The sequence below is a fragment of the Microbacterium sp. Gd 4-13 genome (assembly GCF_003095395.1).
Lineage (GTDB): Bacteria > Actinomycetota > Actinomycetes > Actinomycetales > Microbacteriaceae > Microbacterium.
Genome location: NZ_QEIJ01000003.1, coordinates 29,845 through 47,852 on the forward strand (window position 1 = coordinate 29,845; position 18,008 = coordinate 47,852).

17 protein-coding genes are annotated in these 18,008 nt (G+C 69.8%); 2 read left to right on the forward strand and 15 right to left on the reverse strand.

What is annotated here, in order from left to right:
* The first annotated feature begins 79 nt into the window (after positions 1 to 79).
* The gene (locus DEA06_RS07280) at positions 80 to 766 is read left to right on the forward strand and encodes a methyltransferase (protein ID WP_116647330.1); all 687 of its coding nucleotides are present in this window, start codon (positions 80 to 82) and stop codon (positions 764 to 766) included.
* On the opposite strand, the gene dapF is transcribed toward DEA06_RS07280, so the two are convergent.
* The 7 genes from dapF to DEA06_RS07315 form a co-directional block, all read right to left on the reverse strand.
* Positions 739 to 1,608: a diaminopimelate epimerase gene (gene dapF / locus DEA06_RS07285; RefSeq protein WP_116647331.1), complete on the reverse strand. Its 870-nt coding sequence runs from the start codon at positions 1,606 to 1,608 to the stop codon at positions 739 to 741. The two genes, DEA06_RS07280 and dapF, sit on opposite strands and share 28 nt — an antisense overlap.
* Before the next feature lie 10 nt (positions 1,609 to 1,618).
* Positions 1,619 to 2,584 carry a tRNA (adenosine(37)-N6)-dimethylallyltransferase MiaA gene (miaA, locus tag DEA06_RS07290; protein WP_116647332.1) on the reverse strand — a complete coding sequence of 322 codons (966 nt, stop codon included), beginning with the start codon at positions 2,582 to 2,584 and terminating at the stop codon, positions 1,619 to 1,621.
* Positions 2,581 to 4,131, reverse strand: coding sequence for a tRNA (N6-isopentenyl adenosine(37)-C2)-methylthiotransferase MiaB (gene miaB / locus DEA06_RS07295; RefSeq protein WP_116647333.1), 1,551 nt, complete (start codon positions 4,129 to 4,131; stop codon positions 2,581 to 2,583). The genes miaA and miaB overlap by 4 nt, the downstream gene beginning before the upstream one ends.
* A gap of 65 nt (positions 4,132 to 4,196) precedes the next feature.
* Positions 4,197 to 5,921 carry a choice-of-anchor G family protein gene (locus DEA06_RS07300; protein ID WP_116647334.1) on the reverse strand — a complete coding sequence of 575 codons (1,725 nt, stop codon included), beginning with the start codon at positions 5,919 to 5,921 and terminating at the stop codon, positions 4,197 to 4,199.
* Positions 5,921 to 6,655 (reverse strand): hypothetical protein, encoded by a 735-nt coding sequence (locus DEA06_RS16535; protein WP_116647335.1) that lies wholly within the window; start codon positions 6,653 to 6,655, stop codon positions 5,921 to 5,923. Before DEA06_RS16535 ends, DEA06_RS07300 begins: the two co-directional genes overlap by 1 nt.
* An 11-nt stretch (positions 6,656 to 6,666) precedes the next feature.
* Positions 6,667 to 7,266 (reverse strand): signal peptidase I, encoded by a 600-nt coding sequence (locus DEA06_RS07310; RefSeq protein WP_165817953.1) that lies wholly within the window; start codon positions 7,264 to 7,266, stop codon positions 6,667 to 6,669.
* Positions 7,267 to 7,274: 8 nt separating this feature from the next.
* Positions 7,275 to 7,964 carry a SipW-dependent-type signal peptide-containing protein gene (locus DEA06_RS07315; protein ID WP_116647337.1) on the reverse strand — a complete coding sequence of 230 codons (690 nt, stop codon included), beginning with the start codon at positions 7,962 to 7,964 and terminating at the stop codon, positions 7,275 to 7,277.
* A 483-nt stretch (positions 7,965 to 8,447) separates the two neighbouring features.
* On the opposite strand from DEA06_RS07315, the gene DEA06_RS16905 reads away from it, so the two are divergent.
* A complete protein-coding gene (locus DEA06_RS16905; RefSeq protein WP_276308347.1) occupies positions 8,448 to 10,928 on the forward strand; it encodes a LuxR C-terminal-related transcriptional regulator in 2,481 nt (826 codons plus the stop codon).
* A 29-nt stretch (positions 10,929 to 10,957) separates the two neighbouring features.
* Here the strand turns inward: DEA06_RS16905 and DEA06_RS16810 are convergent, their stop codons facing one another.
* The 8 genes from DEA06_RS16810 to DEA06_RS07360 all read right to left on the reverse strand — a co-directional run bounded on the left by DEA06_RS16810 (position 10,958) and on the right by DEA06_RS07360 (position 17,992).
* A complete protein-coding gene (locus tag DEA06_RS16810) occupies positions 10,958 to 11,362 on the reverse strand; it encodes a regulatory protein RecX (RefSeq protein ID WP_240606859.1) in 405 nt (134 codons plus the stop codon).
* A gap of 343 nt (positions 11,363 to 11,705) precedes the next feature.
* Complete coding sequence (recA, locus tag DEA06_RS07330) at positions 11,706 to 12,755, reverse strand: recombinase RecA (RefSeq protein WP_116647339.1); 1,050 nt, start codon at positions 12,753 to 12,755, stop codon at positions 11,706 to 11,708.
* A gap of 256 nt (positions 12,756 to 13,011) precedes the next feature.
* Positions 13,012 to 13,236: a DUF3046 domain-containing protein gene (locus DEA06_RS07335; protein ID WP_116647340.1), complete on the reverse strand. Its 225-nt coding sequence runs from the start codon at positions 13,234 to 13,236 to the stop codon at positions 13,012 to 13,014.
* A gap of 18 nt (positions 13,237 to 13,254) precedes the next feature.
* On the reverse strand, positions 13,255 to 13,563 hold the full coding sequence (locus DEA06_RS07340) for a helix-turn-helix transcriptional regulator (RefSeq protein WP_116647341.1): 309 nt from the start codon (positions 13,561 to 13,563) through the stop codon (positions 13,255 to 13,257).
* A gap of 157 nt (positions 13,564 to 13,720) precedes the next feature.
* Positions 13,721 to 14,248, reverse strand: a complete 528-nt coding sequence (locus DEA06_RS07345) for a CinA family protein (RefSeq protein WP_116647342.1) — start codon at positions 14,246 to 14,248, stop codon at positions 13,721 to 13,723.
* Positions 14,245 to 14,814, reverse strand: coding sequence for a CDP-diacylglycerol--glycerol-3-phosphate 3-phosphatidyltransferase (pgsA, locus tag DEA06_RS07350; RefSeq protein ID WP_116647343.1), 570 nt, complete (start codon positions 14,812 to 14,814; stop codon positions 14,245 to 14,247). Before pgsA ends, DEA06_RS07345 begins: the two co-directional genes overlap by 4 nt.
* The gene (locus DEA06_RS07355) at positions 14,814 to 17,450 is read right to left on the reverse strand and encodes a DNA translocase FtsK (protein ID WP_116647344.1); all 2,637 of its coding nucleotides are present in this window, start codon (positions 17,448 to 17,450) and stop codon (positions 14,814 to 14,816) included. The genes pgsA and DEA06_RS07355 overlap by 1 nt, the downstream gene beginning before the upstream one ends.
* A gap of 50 nt (positions 17,451 to 17,500) precedes the next feature.
* Complete coding sequence (locus tag DEA06_RS07360; RefSeq protein ID WP_116647345.1) at positions 17,501 to 17,992, reverse strand: GNAT family N-acetyltransferase; 492 nt, start codon at positions 17,990 to 17,992, stop codon at positions 17,501 to 17,503.
* Positions 17,993 to 18,008: the final 16 nt, after the last annotated feature.

Here is an 18,008-nt window from a genome sequence, read left to right on the forward strand (position 1 = left end):
CGGCCGAAGGCCGGGGCCGCAGCATCCATAAACTCTAATCCTCCCGTCGGGAGGACGATCTCTCCGATACGCTCTCCGCATGGGGAGCGACCACTACTTCACCGGGTCTCCCTCCAGCGCAGAGAACCTCCGGCGCCTGCGAGTGACCCTCGCCGGCCGCGATGTCGAGGTTGTCACCGCTGGTGGCGTCTTCAGTCCCGACCGTCTCGATGCCGGCACCGCCGTGCTGCTGGCCAACACGCCGTCGCCCCCTGCAGGCGGCGATTTCCTCGACCTCGGGAGCGGGTGGGGGCCGATCTCGCTGTCCCTCGCACTCGACGCCCCGCACGCCACGGTGTGGGCGGTCGATGTCAACGAGCGAGCACTCGACCTCGTGCGTCGCAACGCGGAGATTCTCGGGCTCACCAATGTGAACGCCGTGCGGCCCGAGAATGTTCCCGCCGACGTGGCCTTCCGCACCATCCGCTCGAATCCCCCGATCCGAGTGGGCAAGAACGAACTGCACGGAATGCTGGAAACCTGGCTCCCCCGGCTCGAGGAGAGATCGGACGCGTGGCTCGTCGTGCAGCGCAACCTCGGCTCGGACTCCCTGCAGCGCTGGCTCGGTGCCACGCTTCCGCGGGGCTTCAGCGTTCAGCGCGCGGCGACGGGGCGCGGGTACCGCGTGCTGAAGGTGCGCCGACACGGTACGCCCGCGACCGCGGCGATCGACATCGTCTCGGCCGACGACGGCGACGTTCAGACCAGCGAGACCTCACCCGAGTAGACGAGCACCGCCGGTCCTGACAGCAGGACGTGCTCGCCGTCGGACGCATCGACGATGCGCACGCCCAGCGTGCCGCCGGGTACGTCCACCTGCCACCGTCGCGGAGCCGCAGGACCCGCCCAGTGCCGCACCGCGAGAGCGGCGGCCGCGACGCCCGTGCCGCACGAGAGGGTCTCGCCGACGCCCCGTTCGAACACGCGCATCCGCACTTCGCCGACCCCGTCGCGCACCAGCGGGTCGCCGGGCACGACGAACTCGACGTTCGCACCGTGGCGCGGCTCGGGGTCGAGGATCGGGCGGTAGGCCAGGTCGAGCGCATCGAGCTCGGTGTGCGACGACAGAGCGACCACGACGTGCGGGTTGCCCACATCGATGCCCGTGCCCGGCCGGGCGACGTCGAGGCCGCGTGCGCGCACCAGGATGTCGTCGGGCTCCGCACGCCAGACCCCGAGGTCGACCTCGAATCCGCGGTTACTGCGGGTGAGCGTCTTCACGCCCGCTCGGGTGCCGATGCGCAGGCCGCCGTCGATGGAGGCGAGACCGGCGTCGACGAGGTAGCGGGCGAACACTCGCGTTCCGTTGCCGCACATCTCGGCCTTCGAACCGTCGGCGTTGCGGTAGTCCATGAACCACTCGGCCCCGGATGCTGCAGCCTCGGCTCCTTCGTCGATCGCCGTGGAGCGGACGACGCGGAGGAGGCCATCGGCGCCGATGCCCATGTGCCGATCGCAGAGCGCGGCGATTTGGTCGTCGGTGAGGTCGAGGGAGCCGTCAGGGTCGGCGATCACGACGAAATCGTTGCCGGTACCGTGACCCTTCGTGAACGGGAGGGTGCGCGACATGCGACCCAGTCTACGAGTCGTGCGAACCGGGGTCGGGAGCCTGGGTCGCGCCGACAAGAGTTCGCTCGACGAGCGCCGCGGTGTCGACTGAGCGGGAGTCGACCCACGCGACGTCGCGATAGCGCCGGAACCACGACACCTGTCGTCGGGCGTAGCGGCGGGTCAGCGCCTGCGTCTGGGCGATCGCCTCCGACTTGGTGAGTTCGCCTCTGAGTTGCCCGAGGGCCTGCGCGTAACCGATGGCCCGACGCGCCGTGACGCCATCCTCGAGCCCGCGTTCGCGCAGCGCCGCGGCCTCGGCGACGAGGCCGTCGCGCCACATGCCCTCCACGCGCGCGTCGAGCATGGGCACGAGCTCGGCGCGTTCGATACGTGTTCCGACGGCGGTGGTCGCCTCGTGCCACAGCACCGGCTCGTCGGGCAGCGCGGCGCCATGGGTGTCCTCGCCCTGCGCGAGCACCTCCAGCGCGCGCACGATGCGTCGGCCGTTCTTCGGATCGACGCGTGCCGCCGTGACCGGGTCCTGTTCCTGCAGCCGGGCGAAGAGCATCCCGGGTCCGAGACGCTCGAGCTCGGCCTCGAGCTCGGCGCGGACGGCGGCGTCGCGGGGCGGGAACGCGAAATCGAACACCACGCTGGAGACGTAGAGCCCCGAACCCCCGACGAGCACCGCGTCTGCTCCGCGGGCGTGGATGCGACGCACGACATCTCGCGCAGCATCCTGGTACCAGGCCACGGCGGCTTCGTCGGTCACCTCCAACGCGTCGAAGAGGTGGTGCGGGATGCCACGTCGTTCGTCGTCACGCAGCTTCGCCGTTCCGATGTCCATGCCGCGGTACAGCTGCATCGCGTCGGCGTTGACGATCTCGGCCGCCGTTCCCCGGGCGGCGAGCGCCTCGGCGAGCGCGAGGGAGAGCCCGGTCTTGCCGGTGCCGGTGGCACCGACGACGGCCCAGAGCCTCGGCGGGCGGCTCACACCCCGACGCGCAGCGACGGCAGGCCGAGCGAGATCGCGCGAGGCGCGCCCGCTTCGCCGGCGGGGGCCGGTACACCGCACGACTCCGCCTGGGATCGATCCCAGGCGTCGCCCGCACGCGTGCGCCGGATGCGCAGCGGCGCACCGTCGGGCGCGTCGGCGAGGAGGTAGTACGGTGCCGCGCGGGTGATCCCGACCGTCACGATGTCGCCCGGGCGCGGGACGGCAGATCCGGCCGGCAGTTCGAAGTGCACGAGGCGGTTGTCTTCGGCTCGACCGGTCAAGCGGTGCGTCGAAGCGTCTTTCTTGCCCTCGCCCGTCGAGACGAGCACCTGGACCTCCCGGCCCACCTGCATCGCGTTCTCCTCGAGCGAGATGCGGTCCTGCAGGGCGAGGAGACGTTCGTAGCGCTCCTGCACGACGGCCTTCGGAACCTGGTCCGCCATTGTCGCCGCCGGGGTGCCCTCGCGAATCGAGTACTGGAAGGTGAAGGCGCTGGAGAACCGGGATGCTTCGACCACCCGCAACGTCTCTTCGAAGTCGGCCTCGGTCTCGCCCGGGAATCCGACGATGATGTCGGTCGTGATCGAAGCCTGAGGGATGAGCGCGCGCACCCGCTCGAGGATGCCCAGGAACTTCTCGCTCCGGTACGACCGGCGCATGGCTTTGAGAACGCGGTCGCTTCCCGACTGCAGCGGCATGTGCAGCTGCGGCATCACGGCGGGCGTCTCGGCCATGGCGGCGATCACGTCGTCGGTGAAGGCGGCCGGGTGCGGGCTCGTGAACCGGATGCGCTCGAGCCCTTCGATCTGACCGGCTGCTCGGAGCAGTTTGCCGAACGCGAGGCGGTCACCGAACTCGACGCCGTACGAGTTGACGTTCTGCCCGAGCAGCGTCACCTCGATCGCGCCGTCGTCGACGAGCATGCGGATCTCGTTGAGGATGTCGCCCGGACGGCGGTCCTTCTCCTTGCCGCGGAGGCTCGGCACGATGCAGAACGTGCAGGTGTTGTTGCACCCGACCGAGATGGAGACCCAGCCTGCGGCGACGCTGTCGCGTTTGGTCGGCAGGGTCGAGGGGAAGACTTCGAGCGCCTCGAGGATCTCGAGCTCCGCATCGCCGTTGTGACGCGCGCGCTCGAGCAGGCTCGGCAGCGATCCCATGTTGTGCGTTCCGAAGACCACGTCGACCCAGGGCGCCTTGTCGAGCACCGCCTGCTTGTCCATCTGAGCCATGCACCCGCCGACCGCGATCTGCATGCCCTCGCGGACGTCCTTGCGCGATTTGAGGTGACCGAGGGTTCCGTAGAGCTTTCCGGCGGCGTTGTCGCGTACCGCGCAGGTGTTGATCACGACGACGTCGGCGTCCGTGCCCGCCTCGGCGGGCAGGTAGCCCGCGCTCTCGAGCGAGCCCGAGAGGCGTTCCGAGTCGTGGACGTTCATCTGGCACCCGAAGGTCCGCACCTCGTAGGTGCGCGGCTGACCGTCGAGGCGCAGGGCCGCGGGCGACCGATCGATCACCGTCGGGGTGCGAGAAGGCATGCTCATGATGGGCCCATTCTACGAGCCGCGCCCCGTGCGGGCCCGCGACCCGGTCGGCTCGACCGGGTCGCTCACGGTGCCGTGACCGGCCCTGCAGAAGCCGTGCCGAGGGTGACGCGCGCCATGCTCGAGGGGGTCAGCGCATCGGCCAGCCCGATCCGCAACGCCGAGACGAGGTACTGCGGCGTGGAGTCGTCGGTACCGGCGATGTACGTCGATCCGGGCGGTGCGCCCGGGCGGTCGGGTTGCACGTTGACCATCAGCGACAGGATCGACGGCAGCACGTTCACGACGGAGCCCACGCGAGCGACGATCGTGTTCACGGCGGTGGAGAGCGTCGCGCCGAGCGCGGTGATCGCGCCGAGCGCGGTTGTGGTGATCTGGTTCGCCACGGCGGCGACCAGCACGGACGAGAGCAACTCGACCGAGGCGATCAGCTCGTCGACGGTCGGAAGGCCCAACCTCTGGAGGAGGATGTTGATCGCCCCCACCGCGCCCGCGGCCTCCGCATCGATCGCGAACGTCGCCGTGCCGTCGAGCACCGCGCCGACCGTGCCGACATAGTCGATCGACACGTCGAGCACGTCCAGACCGGGCAGGATGCTGATCCCCGGTGCGCCGATGACGGCGCTCAGATCGATCGTCAGGGTGGCCGCACGCAGGTTCTGCTGCAGCGCTTCGGTGATCTGCGACGTCCAGGTGTTCAGCAGATCGCCGACCCGGGTGACGATCGGCGCCAGCACGTCGGAGTTCACGACGATCTCGGTGTTGGGTGGGGCGTCGTTGAGCGACGGGAGCACAGCATCCAGATCGATGTCGACCATGCCGCTCTGCAGATCGACCGTCACCACGCCGTCCGTCAACGGCGTGGACAGCAGCGACGCCACCGCTCCCCCGAGATTCAGCCCGGAGAGGGTGACGTTTCCGCCGATGCTCGTGGTCAGGATGCCGGGAAGAGCGAGATCCAGGCGGGCCCCGATCGCCGACGAGATCAGACCCGACGAACCGAGGAGCGAGGCGATCGCCGAGTTGACGTTCGTGATCCCCGTCGTGGCGGTGCCCGCCAGCTCGCCGACAGCCGGCACCTCGACGTCGAGACCGAGGCCCGCGACGGCATAGCTGCGCGTGCTCCCCGTGACCATGCCGTCGCCCCACGTCGACGACCTCAGCGCGGCGCAGCCGTCCAGCTCCGAGCTCGCACCGACGGCGCCCACCCGCAGATCCGCGCCCGCGATCCCCGTGAGGAGGGGAAGCAACTCGTCTAGGCGGATGGTCGCCGGCGACGGCAGGGAACCGCTCGGAGTCGTTCCGGCCGTGACGACGCCGCTGTCGTTCACCAGGCCCGAGGCACCGGCGGCTGACCCGAATCCCGACACCCGCGCGTACTGGTTGGCGGCGCCGAGCGCCGCGCCGGGCACCGGCACCTCGAATCCGCTCATGTCGACCCCCGCGATGCCCAAGAGGTCGACGTCGAAGGGATTGGCGTAGGTGAGGGCGGCGAGATTCACGGCGTCCGGGGGCTGAACCGACAGCACGCCGTCGGCCCCGAGCACGAGCCGCATCTCTTCGAGGTCGGCCACAGGGTCGAGGTCGGCGCCGAGCAGATCGCCCGAGAGGAAGCGCCCGTGCGACGTCGACGCGAAGCCGGCGTATTCCCCGCACCGCAGCGACGACGTGCCGATATCTCCGTTCGCCCACTCCTCGTCGGTCCACGCGGCGGTGGTCGCCGTGACCGACAGCGGAACGACGACGACCGCGACCGCGGCGAACGCGAGCGCCGTGAGCGACCGTCGCATCACCGCTCCCCTCGGAACGGTCGCATCCGCAGGGCCGCACCGAGACCCAGAAGACCTGCCGCCATCGAGCCCACCGCCACCCAGAGCCACACGTCCGCCCCCGTCGCGGGAAGAACGCCGCCCCCTCCCGGCGGACCGACCGCAGGATCGACCGCGACGGCGGTGAGGCCGATGCCCATCGTTCCGACCAGGCCCATCAGCGACGCATCCGCTCGCGCATCGGTCGAATCCTCCACGGCCAGGGTCACGAGCAGGAACACCGGGGCGGATGCTGCGCGCGACCCGAGCTGGAACGTCGGGCTCGACGCCGCGTACTCGTCGGACCGCGTCGCGACGGCGACCGGTGTTGCCGCGCCGGCGCACACCGGGGCCTCGCCCAGGCCGGTCCAGGGGACGTCGCATTCGTCCACGGTCATCTCGAGCCCCCGCGGGTGCGATACGAGTTCGCCGGTCTTGCGCAGTTGCACCGAGAGTGTGGCTCCGACGGCGTCCTCGAGGCGGGCGGCCACCTGCCAGTAAGACGGATCGCCCGGGCTGAGATCGAGGAACTCCGCGGGGTACGGATCGGAAGACAGCACCAGTCGGCCGGGATGCCCCGTGGGCGGGACGTCGACCAACGCCGCGCGGGCAGCGGCGCCGGCGATGAGGCCCCCGCCGACCAGCAGCGCGAGTGAGACCACGGCGGTCAGCACCGCCGCGACGGTGCGTCGCAGAGGGAGGCGTGGGAAGGGCATCCGGGGTTCCTCTACTGCGGTCGCGGGACGCGAGAAGCGGGGGCAGGCCACAGCGCCCACGCGACCGCGGCGGCGACCACGAGAGTGATCCCCCCCATCGCGGCGGGAGTCTTCGCCGCGATCACCACCCACCCCGCTCCGGGCGCACCGACCATGACGCGACGCACGTCCTCGACGATGTACGGGTCGGGATCGTCGATCGTGTTCGCGTCGCCGCGAAGCACGAGGCTGCGGGCCTGCGCGTTGCCGGGTACGCCGTCGATCGCCACGACCCGGTGGGTGACCGGCGCCGTGGAGTTCGGGCGTGGCACCGTGACGATATCTCCCACCGCGAGTTCCGACGCCGCGACCTCCCGGACCACGGCGGCCGATCCCGTCGGCAGCGACGGGCCCATCGATCCCGTCACGAAGACGATGATCGACAGCCCGAGCGCGGCGGACGCGACGAGCCACACGATCGTGAGGATCCCGACCACTCCGAGCACCGCGATGACGGCATCTCGAACGACGTCCCGACGTCGCGGAGTCGCTGCCGCGTGCGCCGCGACCGGCCCGCCGGCCCGCGCGTGGTGCGCGGGTCCGCGGGCCGGCGCCTCGGTGAGAGAGGGCACGACGGGTGTCAGGACGTGGCCGCGAACTGCCAGGCGGGAGCGCCGGTGAGGCCCATGTAGTCCTCGACGTCCACGCCTGCGGCCGGGACGAAGGGGTCGGGCAGCGAGACCTCGAAGCAGTAGTACTGGGTGGAGTCCGCCGCAGCGAGGAGCGACTGCGCAGACGTGCCGCCGGACGCGAGCAGCGGCCCGTCGGCGATGAGCACGGGCGCGCCGGGTGCACCGCTGAATGCGGTGGCGTCGCACGTGAAGGGGGCGTCGTCGGTGACGACACGCACACCGAGGGCGGCAAGGAGCAGGTCGTCGGGGTCGGTCACCGCCACCCCGGCGGCGGGGACGGCGGGCTGGAGCTCCACCTCACCGGCAACCGACGCGACAGTCGTTCGCAGGGCGACCGGCGCGTAGACCGCGTCGCCGGGCGAGAGCGCCAGCGCGGCGAGGCCGAAGACGATCTCGCCGCCGGGGTTCTCCTCCTCGTCGGTCCACGTCGCGTCCGCGAAGGGTGGCACGGTGTTCTGCTGAACCTCGAACGTCGACGTGCCGACCCCGGGCCCGCCGGCGCCGTTGCCGCCGAACACCCACTCGGTGTCGGTCCACGCGGCCAGCGTGGCCGATACGCCCAATCCGAGCACGGCGGCACCCGCCGTGACCGCGAAGACCTTCCGTCGCGTCGCTCGACGCCGCTCCTGTGTTTCCATGTCTACTCCCGCTCGTCTCCTGCGTCCGGAGGGCCCTACGCACACCGGCGATCGTGTGATCTGTGAGGACGCTAGAGCGCGGTGGGCCGACGCACGCGCCCCGCGCAGCGTTCCCGGTGAAAGATGCGAAAGCCGATCCGGATAGGGAGCGCAACCCCTTGGACCCAGAGCACGATGCGGGTAATTTTCGCGGTACTGGTGTCGTACCCCAGTGGTCGGTTGGGGGGATTCTTCCGCTACCGGGTAGTACGAGATCAGTAGGGTTGAAGATCCGCGCGGCAGGGCTGAGCCGCGACTCTCTCTGTCAGGTGCACAAGTGGGGGCCGCGAAAGCATGAGAACTCATCGAGATGACGACGGCGTCATAGGTGACGATCGCGATGTAGCGCGCGTCATCGATCTGCTGGAAACGGGCACGAGCATCGTTCTCGTCGGTCCGCTCGGAAGTGGGAAGAGCCACTTTCTCCGGCAGGTGATAGGCCGGTTGTCGACGACCTCGGACGAGCCTGTCGTCCTGCGCTCGATCGGGCCGCACGCCGCGGTGCCGCACGGAGCGCTGACGGCGTCGAGAGACCCGCGCGCCGCGCGCCTCCGCGACGGCCGGCCCGAGGAGACCGAGCGTCCGATCGTCATCATCGACGACGCGCAAGAGCTGGATTCGGCTTCGGTGTCTGCCGTCGTGCGTGCGGTCTACAGCGGGCACGCGACCGTACTGTTCGCTCTCACGGTGTCGCGCGAAGGGTCGACACGGCCGGCCGACGGCAACCCCGATGCGGCTCAGATGGCAACCGATCTCTGGCTGCGGGGCCTCGCGGAACGAATCGACCTCGCAGCCCTCACACCACGTGACGCAGATCTTCTCCTCGACCAGTTCGCTGCACCCGAACTCGACGCCATGACGCGTGCGTCGATCGTCGCCCTGGCCGACGGTTCCCGGATGCTGCTGAGAGAACTCGCCGCCGAGGCCGGTCACGCCCTCCGGCGCGGCCGGGATCCCATCGATGCGATGCGTGAGAGCCTGCCCAACGGGCGTCTCTCCGACGCCCTCGCGGCACACGGCGCTCAGCTGACGTCCGTGGAGAGGAGCACGCTGGCGACGCTGGGCAGGGTTCCCGGCATCTCCCGGGCCGACGCCGCGCGGTTCCTGCCCACGGCCGCCCTCGACTCACTCGTCAACGCGCGCCTCGTGCACGACGACGCGACCCCGACCCATCGCCTGACGGCCAACGCCGCACTTGCTCACGAGGTCGAGCGACGAAGGGGAGCCGACGCGGTCACGCCGCTCCTGGACGGCGCGATTCGTCGAATGTTCGCACCGTCGAGCGAGTGGTGGTGCCCGCCGCTCGCCGTGCTCGCCGCACAATCATGGCTGCAGGAGGGCTCCCTCGGACCCGACTACGAATCGGTACCGCCCGCGATCCGCAACAAGGCCTCGCTCGAGGCGGCCCGACGGGCGAACGACCAGGGCGAGCCCGCGCAGGCCGTCGCACACGCGAGCCTCGGCCTGCGGGACGACGATGACGCCTTCCTCCTTCTGGAGCATGAGTTCGGGCGGGCGGCTCAGGGCGGCACCATCGACGTCGATGCGTTGATCGAGAGTCTCTCGGGGGTCCTCGTCGACGCCACGACCCTCCTTCGGTGCGTCCGCGTGGTGGGGCTCGCCGGACCGACGAACGCCGATGCCCTCGAGGCAGCCGTCGACCGGGTGGCCGCGGTGGAGTGCCCCGACCCCCGCGGCTCCGCAGAACTCGCCATGATGCGCGCCGACATCCTCGGCGCGCGTATGGAGTGGTCATCGGCCGTGGCGATCGCCGAGGCGGTCTTCGCCCAGCAGAGCAACTCGGCGTCCCTGCGCGTTCGAGCGGCCGCCCTCGCCGGGCTCGGGCACTCGTGCCTCGGAGCCGTGAGTGAGGCGCAGACATGGTTCCTGCGGGTTCACCGCACCGCCGGAGAGCGTGGAGGCATCACACCGATCACGACGGTCGACCGGCTGCGGATCGCCTGCAGCGAGATCGTGGCGGGCGCGGTGGCTGATACCGATCTCGGTCCGGTGCTGGCGAGGCTCGGCGGCGAGGTCGACGCGGCCGCCCGCCAAGGCGATGCGGAGTCGATTGCGACGGCCGGCCTCGTGCTGTCGTGCGCCTACGCCGTCACCGCAGACCCCGAACGCGCCGCGCGCGAGCTGGATGTCGCGGTGCGCCGGGCACGGCCACCCGCCGCCGCAGACCTGGTGCCGCTGGCGCAGATCGCCGTCGCGCATTCGCTCGCGCTCTTCGACCACGCCCACGAAGCGCGCCAGCTGCTCGACCGTATGGACCCTGCGGCCTTCGACGGTCTGCCGACCCTCGAGCACGCGCGAATGGTCGCGCAGACGTATGTCTTCACCGCACTCGGTCAACCCACCGAGGCCCTCGACGCCGCCCGCTCCGCTGTCACGGCCTCCGAGACAGCACCCGCGCTCCAGGCGCGCGATCTCTTCCAGATGGTGGCCCTGGGTGCCGATGACGACGCCCTCCCCCGGATGCAGCGGATGGCCGCGTCCTCCGACGCACCGGCGACGCAGAGGCTGTCCGCCGCAGCCGAAGCGTTGTCGGCACTCGACGACCCCGAGCGCGACCTCGTCGCGGCCATGCGACGAGCGACGACGTGGGGCGACAACGGTCCCACGCGCGGCATCGGTATCGCGCGCGACTCACCGGCACCGAACGGCGCTCAGCGCGGCGCGTCGTCTGCCACCACCGACGTGGAGCTCACGCGTCGCGAACGCGAGATCGCGCTGCTGGTCGCAGAAGGCCTCGGCAACCGCGAGATCGCCGAGCGTCTCTATCTCTCGGTGCGCACAGTCGAGTCCCACGTCTACCAGGCGCGCACGAAGCTGGGCGCGGCGTCGCGCGTGGAACTGGGGCGGACCGTCGCTCCGCGCGGCGGCACGTCGCAGAAGACGCACACCGTGCGAGGCCTCTGAGACGAGTCGATCGACGCGAGGTCGGATGCCTACAGCTCGTCGAGCGCCTGACGAGCGGCAGTCATCGACACCGACGAGGGGTAGCCGCGTCGGGCGAGCTGACCGAGAAGCCGCCGCAAGGCCGTCTCTCGGTCACGCGCTCCCAGAGAACGCGCCTTGGTGCGTGCGAACTCGAGAGCGCGTTCGAGATCGTCATCGGGCATCTCCGACAGGACGGTCTCGACGACGTCACGCGGGATGCCTCGCCGTGTCAGAAGTGGCGAGATGGCCTGCCGCCCCTGCCCCTTGCGCTCGACGGCCGCCCGCACGAGCTGCTGGGACAGCGACACATCATCGAGGTACCCGAGGCGTTCGAACTGGTCCAAGAGCTCGTCGGCGGCACCGCCGGTCATTCCCGCAGCGATGAGCACACCCCGCGACTCGGAAACGGACAACTGCCTCGTCCGGAGCTTTCGAAGCAGACTCGCCTCAGCCGCGTCGCGCACCTCGCTCGGATCGACCGCCTCGGCACCGGGCGCTCCGTCGTCGGCCGACACCTCGGCGGCCCTCCGGCCCTCCGACGATCGCCGAGCGTTGGATTCGGGGGTGACCCAACTCGCGTGCCACGGGATCTCGGTGTCGCCGCGGGATGCCTCCGCCCGTGGCGCCTCCGGTGGCACCGAACGCGGGCGGTCGCTGCGCGGGGCTTCCCGGCGCCCGGAATACTCACCGCCGAAAAGCGGGATCACGGGGGCGAGAGCGGATTCCTCGCTCTCACCCCCGTCGATCGGCGCCATGTCAGGCGGGGCGGCGAGCCGCGAGCTCGTCTGAGACGGAGGCGTCGTCGCGGGCGCCGCCGATACCGAGCTTGCTCTTGATCTTCGACTCGATCTCGGTGGCCATGTCGGGGTTCTTCAGCAAGAAGTTGCGGGCGTTCTCCTTGCCCTGCCCGAGCTGCTCGCCGTCGTAGGTGTACCACGCACCCGACTTCTTGACGATCGCGTGTTCGACCCCGAAGTCGATGAGGCTGCCCTCGCGCGAGATTCCGATGCCGTAGAGGATGTCGAACTCCGCCTGCTTGAAGGGCGGGGCCATCTTGTTCTTGACGACCTTCACACGCGTGCGGTTTCCGACCGCCTCGGTGCCGTCCTTCAGGGTCTCGATGCGTCGGATGTCGAGGCGCACCGAAGCGTAGAACTTCAGCGCCTTTCCGCCGGCGGTCGTCTCGGGCGAACCGAAGAAGACACCGATCTTCTCGCGCAGCTGGTTGATGAAGATCATCGTCGTGTTGGTCGTGTTCAGGCCACCGGTCAGCTTGCGCAGTGCCTGCGACATGAGACGTGCCTGCAGACCGACGTGGGAATCGCCCATCTCGCCTTCGATCTCGGCGCGCGGCACGAGGGCTGCGACGGAGTCGATGACGACCAGGTCGACGGCACCCGAACGCACGAGCATGTCGGCGATCTCGAGGGCCTGCTCACCGGTGTCGGGCTGCGACACCAGCAGGGAGTCGATGTCGACACCGAGCTTCTTCGCATAGTCGGGGTCGAGGGCGTGCTCGGCGTCGATGAACGCGGCGATGCCACCGGCTCGCTGGACATTGGCGATCGCGTGGAGCGTCAGGGTGGTCTTACCCGAAGACTCGGGACCGTAGATCTCGATGATGCGGCCGCGCGGGAGTCCGCCGACCCCGAGAGCGACGTCGAGCGCGATGGATCCGGTGGGGATGACCTCGACGGGAGCACGGTCGTCGCTGCCCAGTCGCATGACCGAGCCTTTTCCGAACTGCCGATCGATCTGGGCGAGTGCCGATTCCAGGGCCTTCTCGCGGTCTGCGGGTGATGGCATGACGTGCTCCTCTTGTTCGCGTTCCGTCGCCTGTAGGCTGTCGCGCTCCTCGCCGACGGCGGGGATGCAGAGACAAGGCGTGGGTGTCATCCGACGATGTCCACGCTAGGGAGGGCCACCGACATCGAGCCGGGGCTGCGCCCGAACGCGGACACTCACGTCCTCGAACACCACTGTGCAGGAGACTACGCCGGTATCGAACACTTCTTCGATGACACGCCGACGGGAGCGAGGTCGGATTCGTCGGTGATTTCCGTCAGCGCCGACGCGGTTCGAGGCGTCCTGCGCCGTACCGGCGACTCTCGGGGACGTCGGTCTCGGCGCACAGCGCCAGCCAGACGTCTCGCGGAGGCACGCCCGCCGTCAAGGCCTCACGCGCGGTTCGGCCGCCGAGCGCCATCAGCGACAGGTCTGCGGCGAGCGAATCGCCTTGCGGGCCGAACTCGTCGGAGACGGCTCGATCGAACTCGCTACGACGCACAGTCGACGAAGAGTGCGCTCAGCGCAGGGACAGCTGGGGCTCGACAGAGGCCACCAGGTCGTCGGGAACGACGTCGGGGAAGGTCTGCAGGCCCTCGATCACCGAGAGCCGGTCGCCGACCTCGCGCATGATCGTGGAGATGGGCACGTCGAGTGCCTCTGCAACCGAAGCGAGGATCTCGCTCGACGCCTCTTTCTGACCCCGCTCGACCTCGCTGAGGTAACCCAGCGCCACACTCGCACGGCTCGCGACCTGACGAAGGGTGCGACCCTTCTGCTGGCGGAGATCACGAAGGACTTCACCGATCTCTTGACGTACCAGGATCATTTGGGGCCCCTCCTCACTTCGATTCCGCCGTCTATCCGAGTGGACAACGGTACAACACCTGCTCTGCAAATCTAGCGCCGTGCGCTGGACAAAGGGTGGGAATCGCCGAATGTAACGGAGCAGAAACACGTTCTGTTCCCGCTGCTCGCGGCGGATCTCACAGCGCCGCGAGAGCGCGACGCACAGCGATGCGCGCGGACTCCTGCCGGATGGCCTCGCGGTCGCCGGTCAGCTCGAGGGAATCGACGCGGGTTCCCAACGGGGTGGAGATCGCGATATGCACCGTTCCGACCGGCTGCCCGTCGGGCGACTCGGGGCCGGCGATACCCGTCGTCGCGATGCCGACGTCGGCGGGTCGCCCGCCGACGACCAGCGCGGCGCGGACGCCCTTGGCCATCTGCCGCGCGACGCGGGGGTGCACCGCGCCGTGCGCCTCCAGGAGCGTGGGATCCACACCCAGCAGCGACTGCTTGATCGCCGAGTCATAGGCGACGATGCCTCCGCGCAGCGCCCGCGACGCACCGGGCACACCGACCAGCGACGAGACGACCAGGCCGCCGGTGAGCGACTCGGCGACCGCCACCGACCAGCCGAGTTCGGCGAGCCTGTCGATCAAGCGTGCGGCGCTCTCCTGCGGATCACGGACGAGCGTGGACTCGAGATCGTCGGGCAGCCCGTCGATCACGCGGTACGACGCTTCCGGGCGCCGCGGACCTCGGATACGACGTAGTCGAGACCGCTCGCGATCGTCAGGATCACCGCGGCCCACATCGTGACGATGTTCAGCCACACGATCCAGTCCCCCACGACCGCCGCGAGCGGAAGGAGCGCGAGCGAGAGGGCGATCGACTGCGCGACCGTCTTCAGCTTGCCCATCCATGCCGCGGCCAGGACGTGATCGCTCACGACCATGAATCGGTAGACCGTTATGCCGATCTCCCGCACGAGGACGATGATGGTCACCCACCAGTCGAGCTCGCCCAGGATCGACAGCCCGACGAACGCGGCGCCCGTGAGCACCTTGTCGGCGATCGGATCGAGCAACTTGCCCAGATCGGTCACGATGTCGTACCGGCGGGCGATGTACCCGTCGATTCCGTCGCTGGCGATCGCGACGATGAACAGCACGGCCGCCCACCAGCGAAGGGCTCCGTCGTCACCACCGTCTGCGAGCAGCATCCAGAGGAAGATCGGCGCGCACAGGATGCGCACGATCGTGATCGCGTTGGGGAGTTGACGGGGCACGGACATCAGTCTCTCCCGGTCAGCTGCCACATGTCTTCATCGCCCTCGTCGCCGTCGACGACCTCGAGCCCTTCGAACTGCGCGTCGACCGGGTCGGGGGCCGGTGCGTCCTGGCCGCGCAGGCGCGCGAGCACGGCGGGGAGCTGCTCGTTCGTCACCAGCACGTCACGGGCCTTGGACCCCTCGGACGGGCCGACGATCTCGCGCGACTCCATGAGATCCATGAGACGCCCTGCCTTGGCGAAGCCCACGCGGAGCTTGCGCTGGAGCATCGAGGTCGACCCGAACTGGGTCGACACGACCAGCTCGGCGGCCGCGAGCAGGAGCTCGAGGTCGTCGCCGATGTCGGCGTCGATCTCTTTGCGCTCGGCGGATGCGGCGACGTCGGAGCGGTACTCGGGACGCGCCTGGTTCGTGACGTGGGCGACGACCTTCTCGATCTCGGACTCGCTGACCCACGCGCCCTGCACGCGCAGCGACTTGTTGGCGCCCATCGGCAGGAAGAGCGCATCGCCCTGGCCGATGAGGCGGTCGGCGCCGGGCTGGTCGAGGATGACGCGCGAGTCGGTCACGCTGGTGACGGCGAACGCGAGACGCGAAGGCACGTTGGCCTTGATGAGCCCGGTGACGACGTCGACCGACGGGCGCTGGGTCGCCAGCACGAGGTGGATGCCGCTGGCGCGGGCGAGCTGGGTGATGCGCACGATGGAGTCCTCGACGTCGCGAGGGGCCACCATCATCAAGTCGGCGAGCTCGTCGACGACCACCAGCAGATACGGGTAGGGCTTCAGCACGCGCTCACTGCCGACAGGCAGCGTGACCTCGCCAGAGACGACGGCCTTGTTGAAGTCGTCGATGTGCCGGTACCCGAACGACGCGAGGTCGTCGTACCGCATGTCCATCTCCTTCACGACCCACTGCAGCGCCTCGGCCGCCTTCTTGGGGTTCGTGATGATGGGCGTGATCAGGTGCGGAACGCCCGCGTACGACGTCAGCTCGACGCGCTTCGGGTCGATGAGCACCATGCGCACCTCGGAAGGTTTGGCGCGCATCAGCAGGCTCGTGATCATCGAGTTCACGAAGCTGGACTTACCCGAACCGGTGGAACCCGCGACGAGGAGGTGAGGCATCTTCGCGAGGTTGGCGACGACGTAACCGCCGCCGACGTCCTTGCCGACACCGATCGTCATGGGGTGGGTGGATGCTGCGGCGTTGCCCGAGCGGAGCACATCGCCGAGCGTGACGATCTCGCGGTCGGCATTGGGGATTTCGACACCGATCGCGCTCTTGCCCGGAATCGGCGCGAGGATGCGCACCTCGTTCGAGGCGACGGCGTAGGCGATGTTGTTCGTGAGCGCGGTGATGCGCTCGACCTTGACTCCGTGCCCGAGCTCGATCTCGTACTGCGTGACGGTCGGTCCGCGCGAGAAGCCGGTGACCCTGGCATCGACCGAGAACTGCTGGAGAACGCTCTCGAGAGCCTTCACCACCGCGTCGTTCGCCGCGGAGCGTTCTTTGTGCGGCGGGCCGGCAGCCAACGCCGTGTCGGACGGCAGACGGTAGTCGGATGTCGGCGGCATGCCGGCGCTGTCGCCGCCGAGCCCCGAGATCGTGCCGAGCTCGTCGTCGGCGCTGTCGGAATCGTCGCGCAGGCTCACGGCCGCGGCAGGCGGCGTGGCGATCGTCGGACGCGCGAACACCTCTGTCAGCGCGTCGGGCATCGGCGGGAGCGGCGGCGCCTCCGGCGCCTCGAAGACCTGCTCGAACCCGCCCTCGGACGTCCCCGGGGTGAGCAGTTCGGTCAGATCCTGCGAGCCGAGCGCACCGTCGGCGTCCTCTTCACGACCCGATCGATTGCGACGCCACCACGGGCGCGCCTCGCGGCCGGACTCGTCGTCGTCGGTGTCGACGGCGGCGTCTTTCGAGCGGTCGGACGGAGCCGCCCGTTCGGCGTCGAACATCCAGGCGTACAGGTCGCCGAGACGGGTGCCGATGCGGTTCGGCGGAGTCTTGGTCAGAATCAGGATGCTGAGGATACCCACGAGCGAGAGCACGATGCCCGCGCCGATCGGCGTGATGAGCATCGCGAGAGGTTCGCCGGCCATCCAGCCGAAAAGACCTCCGGCGGAGCTCAGGGCGGGGAGCCCGGCACTCGGCTGGGGACGATCGCCGAGAACGTGGCAGAAGCCCGCCACCGCGATCACGAAGAGGGCGAAGCCGATGCCGATGCGACCGTTGTCGTGCACGGATGAGGGGTGGCGGAAGAGCCATCCCGCGAGCAGCAGCAGCAGCACCGGGAAGACGAAGGCCTCACGACCGATGAGACCGCCGACCGAGTAGGCGCTGATGGCGGCGGCGACGTCGGAGCCGATGAAGAACCACTCGACGGTCGCCCCGGCGGCCGCGAGCAGCACCAGGAGGAAGGGCAGGCCGTCGCGGCGCTGATCCTTCTCGAGATTCTCCGGGCCGAACGCGCGGAACACACCCCCCACGGCGTGGGCGACGCCGAGCCATGCTCGGACGGCGACGGCCGGCTTGTCGGGCTCGCCGACGTACTTCTTGGGTGCGGGCGCGGGCTTGCGGGCGCGTGAGGCGCTCTTCGCGGGCGCGCGACCGCTGGTCGCCGGAGTACTGCGGGGCATGCCTCCACGGTAGGCGTGACCTACGACGTTTGCCCGGAACGACGCGGCGATCAGCGCAGGAGCTTGACCATGGTGTCGCGGCCGATGCCGCTCTGGGTGACCGCGAACCCCTCCGATCGATAGAGCGCGACGGCGTAGTTGCCCCGCTCGACGCTGAGGCTCAGGCGCGCGTACCCGCGGGCCCGTGCCTCGTCGGCGAGACGGTGCAGCAGCATCCGCCCGATCCCGTGCGCCCGCCAGATCGGGCGGACGCCGATGACGAGCTCGGGCACCCCCGTGCCGACGTACCCGAACCCCGGTTCGCTGCGCGGGAAGAGCCGGAACCACGCCGCACCGACGGCCTCCCCCGTCGGCACCTGGGCGACGACGCCCACGTCGGCCGGCCGCATCCAGCCGGTGAGATAGCGCTGATAATCGGCGGAGGTGAGCACCTCGTGCCGCGGGCGGGCCGCGCCCTCCCTCCAGTTCGCCGCCTCCACGACCATGTCGGCCAGGAACGCGCCGTCGGACTGCGTGGCGGCGCGAACGACGAAGGCGGGCATGCCCGGAATACTAGCG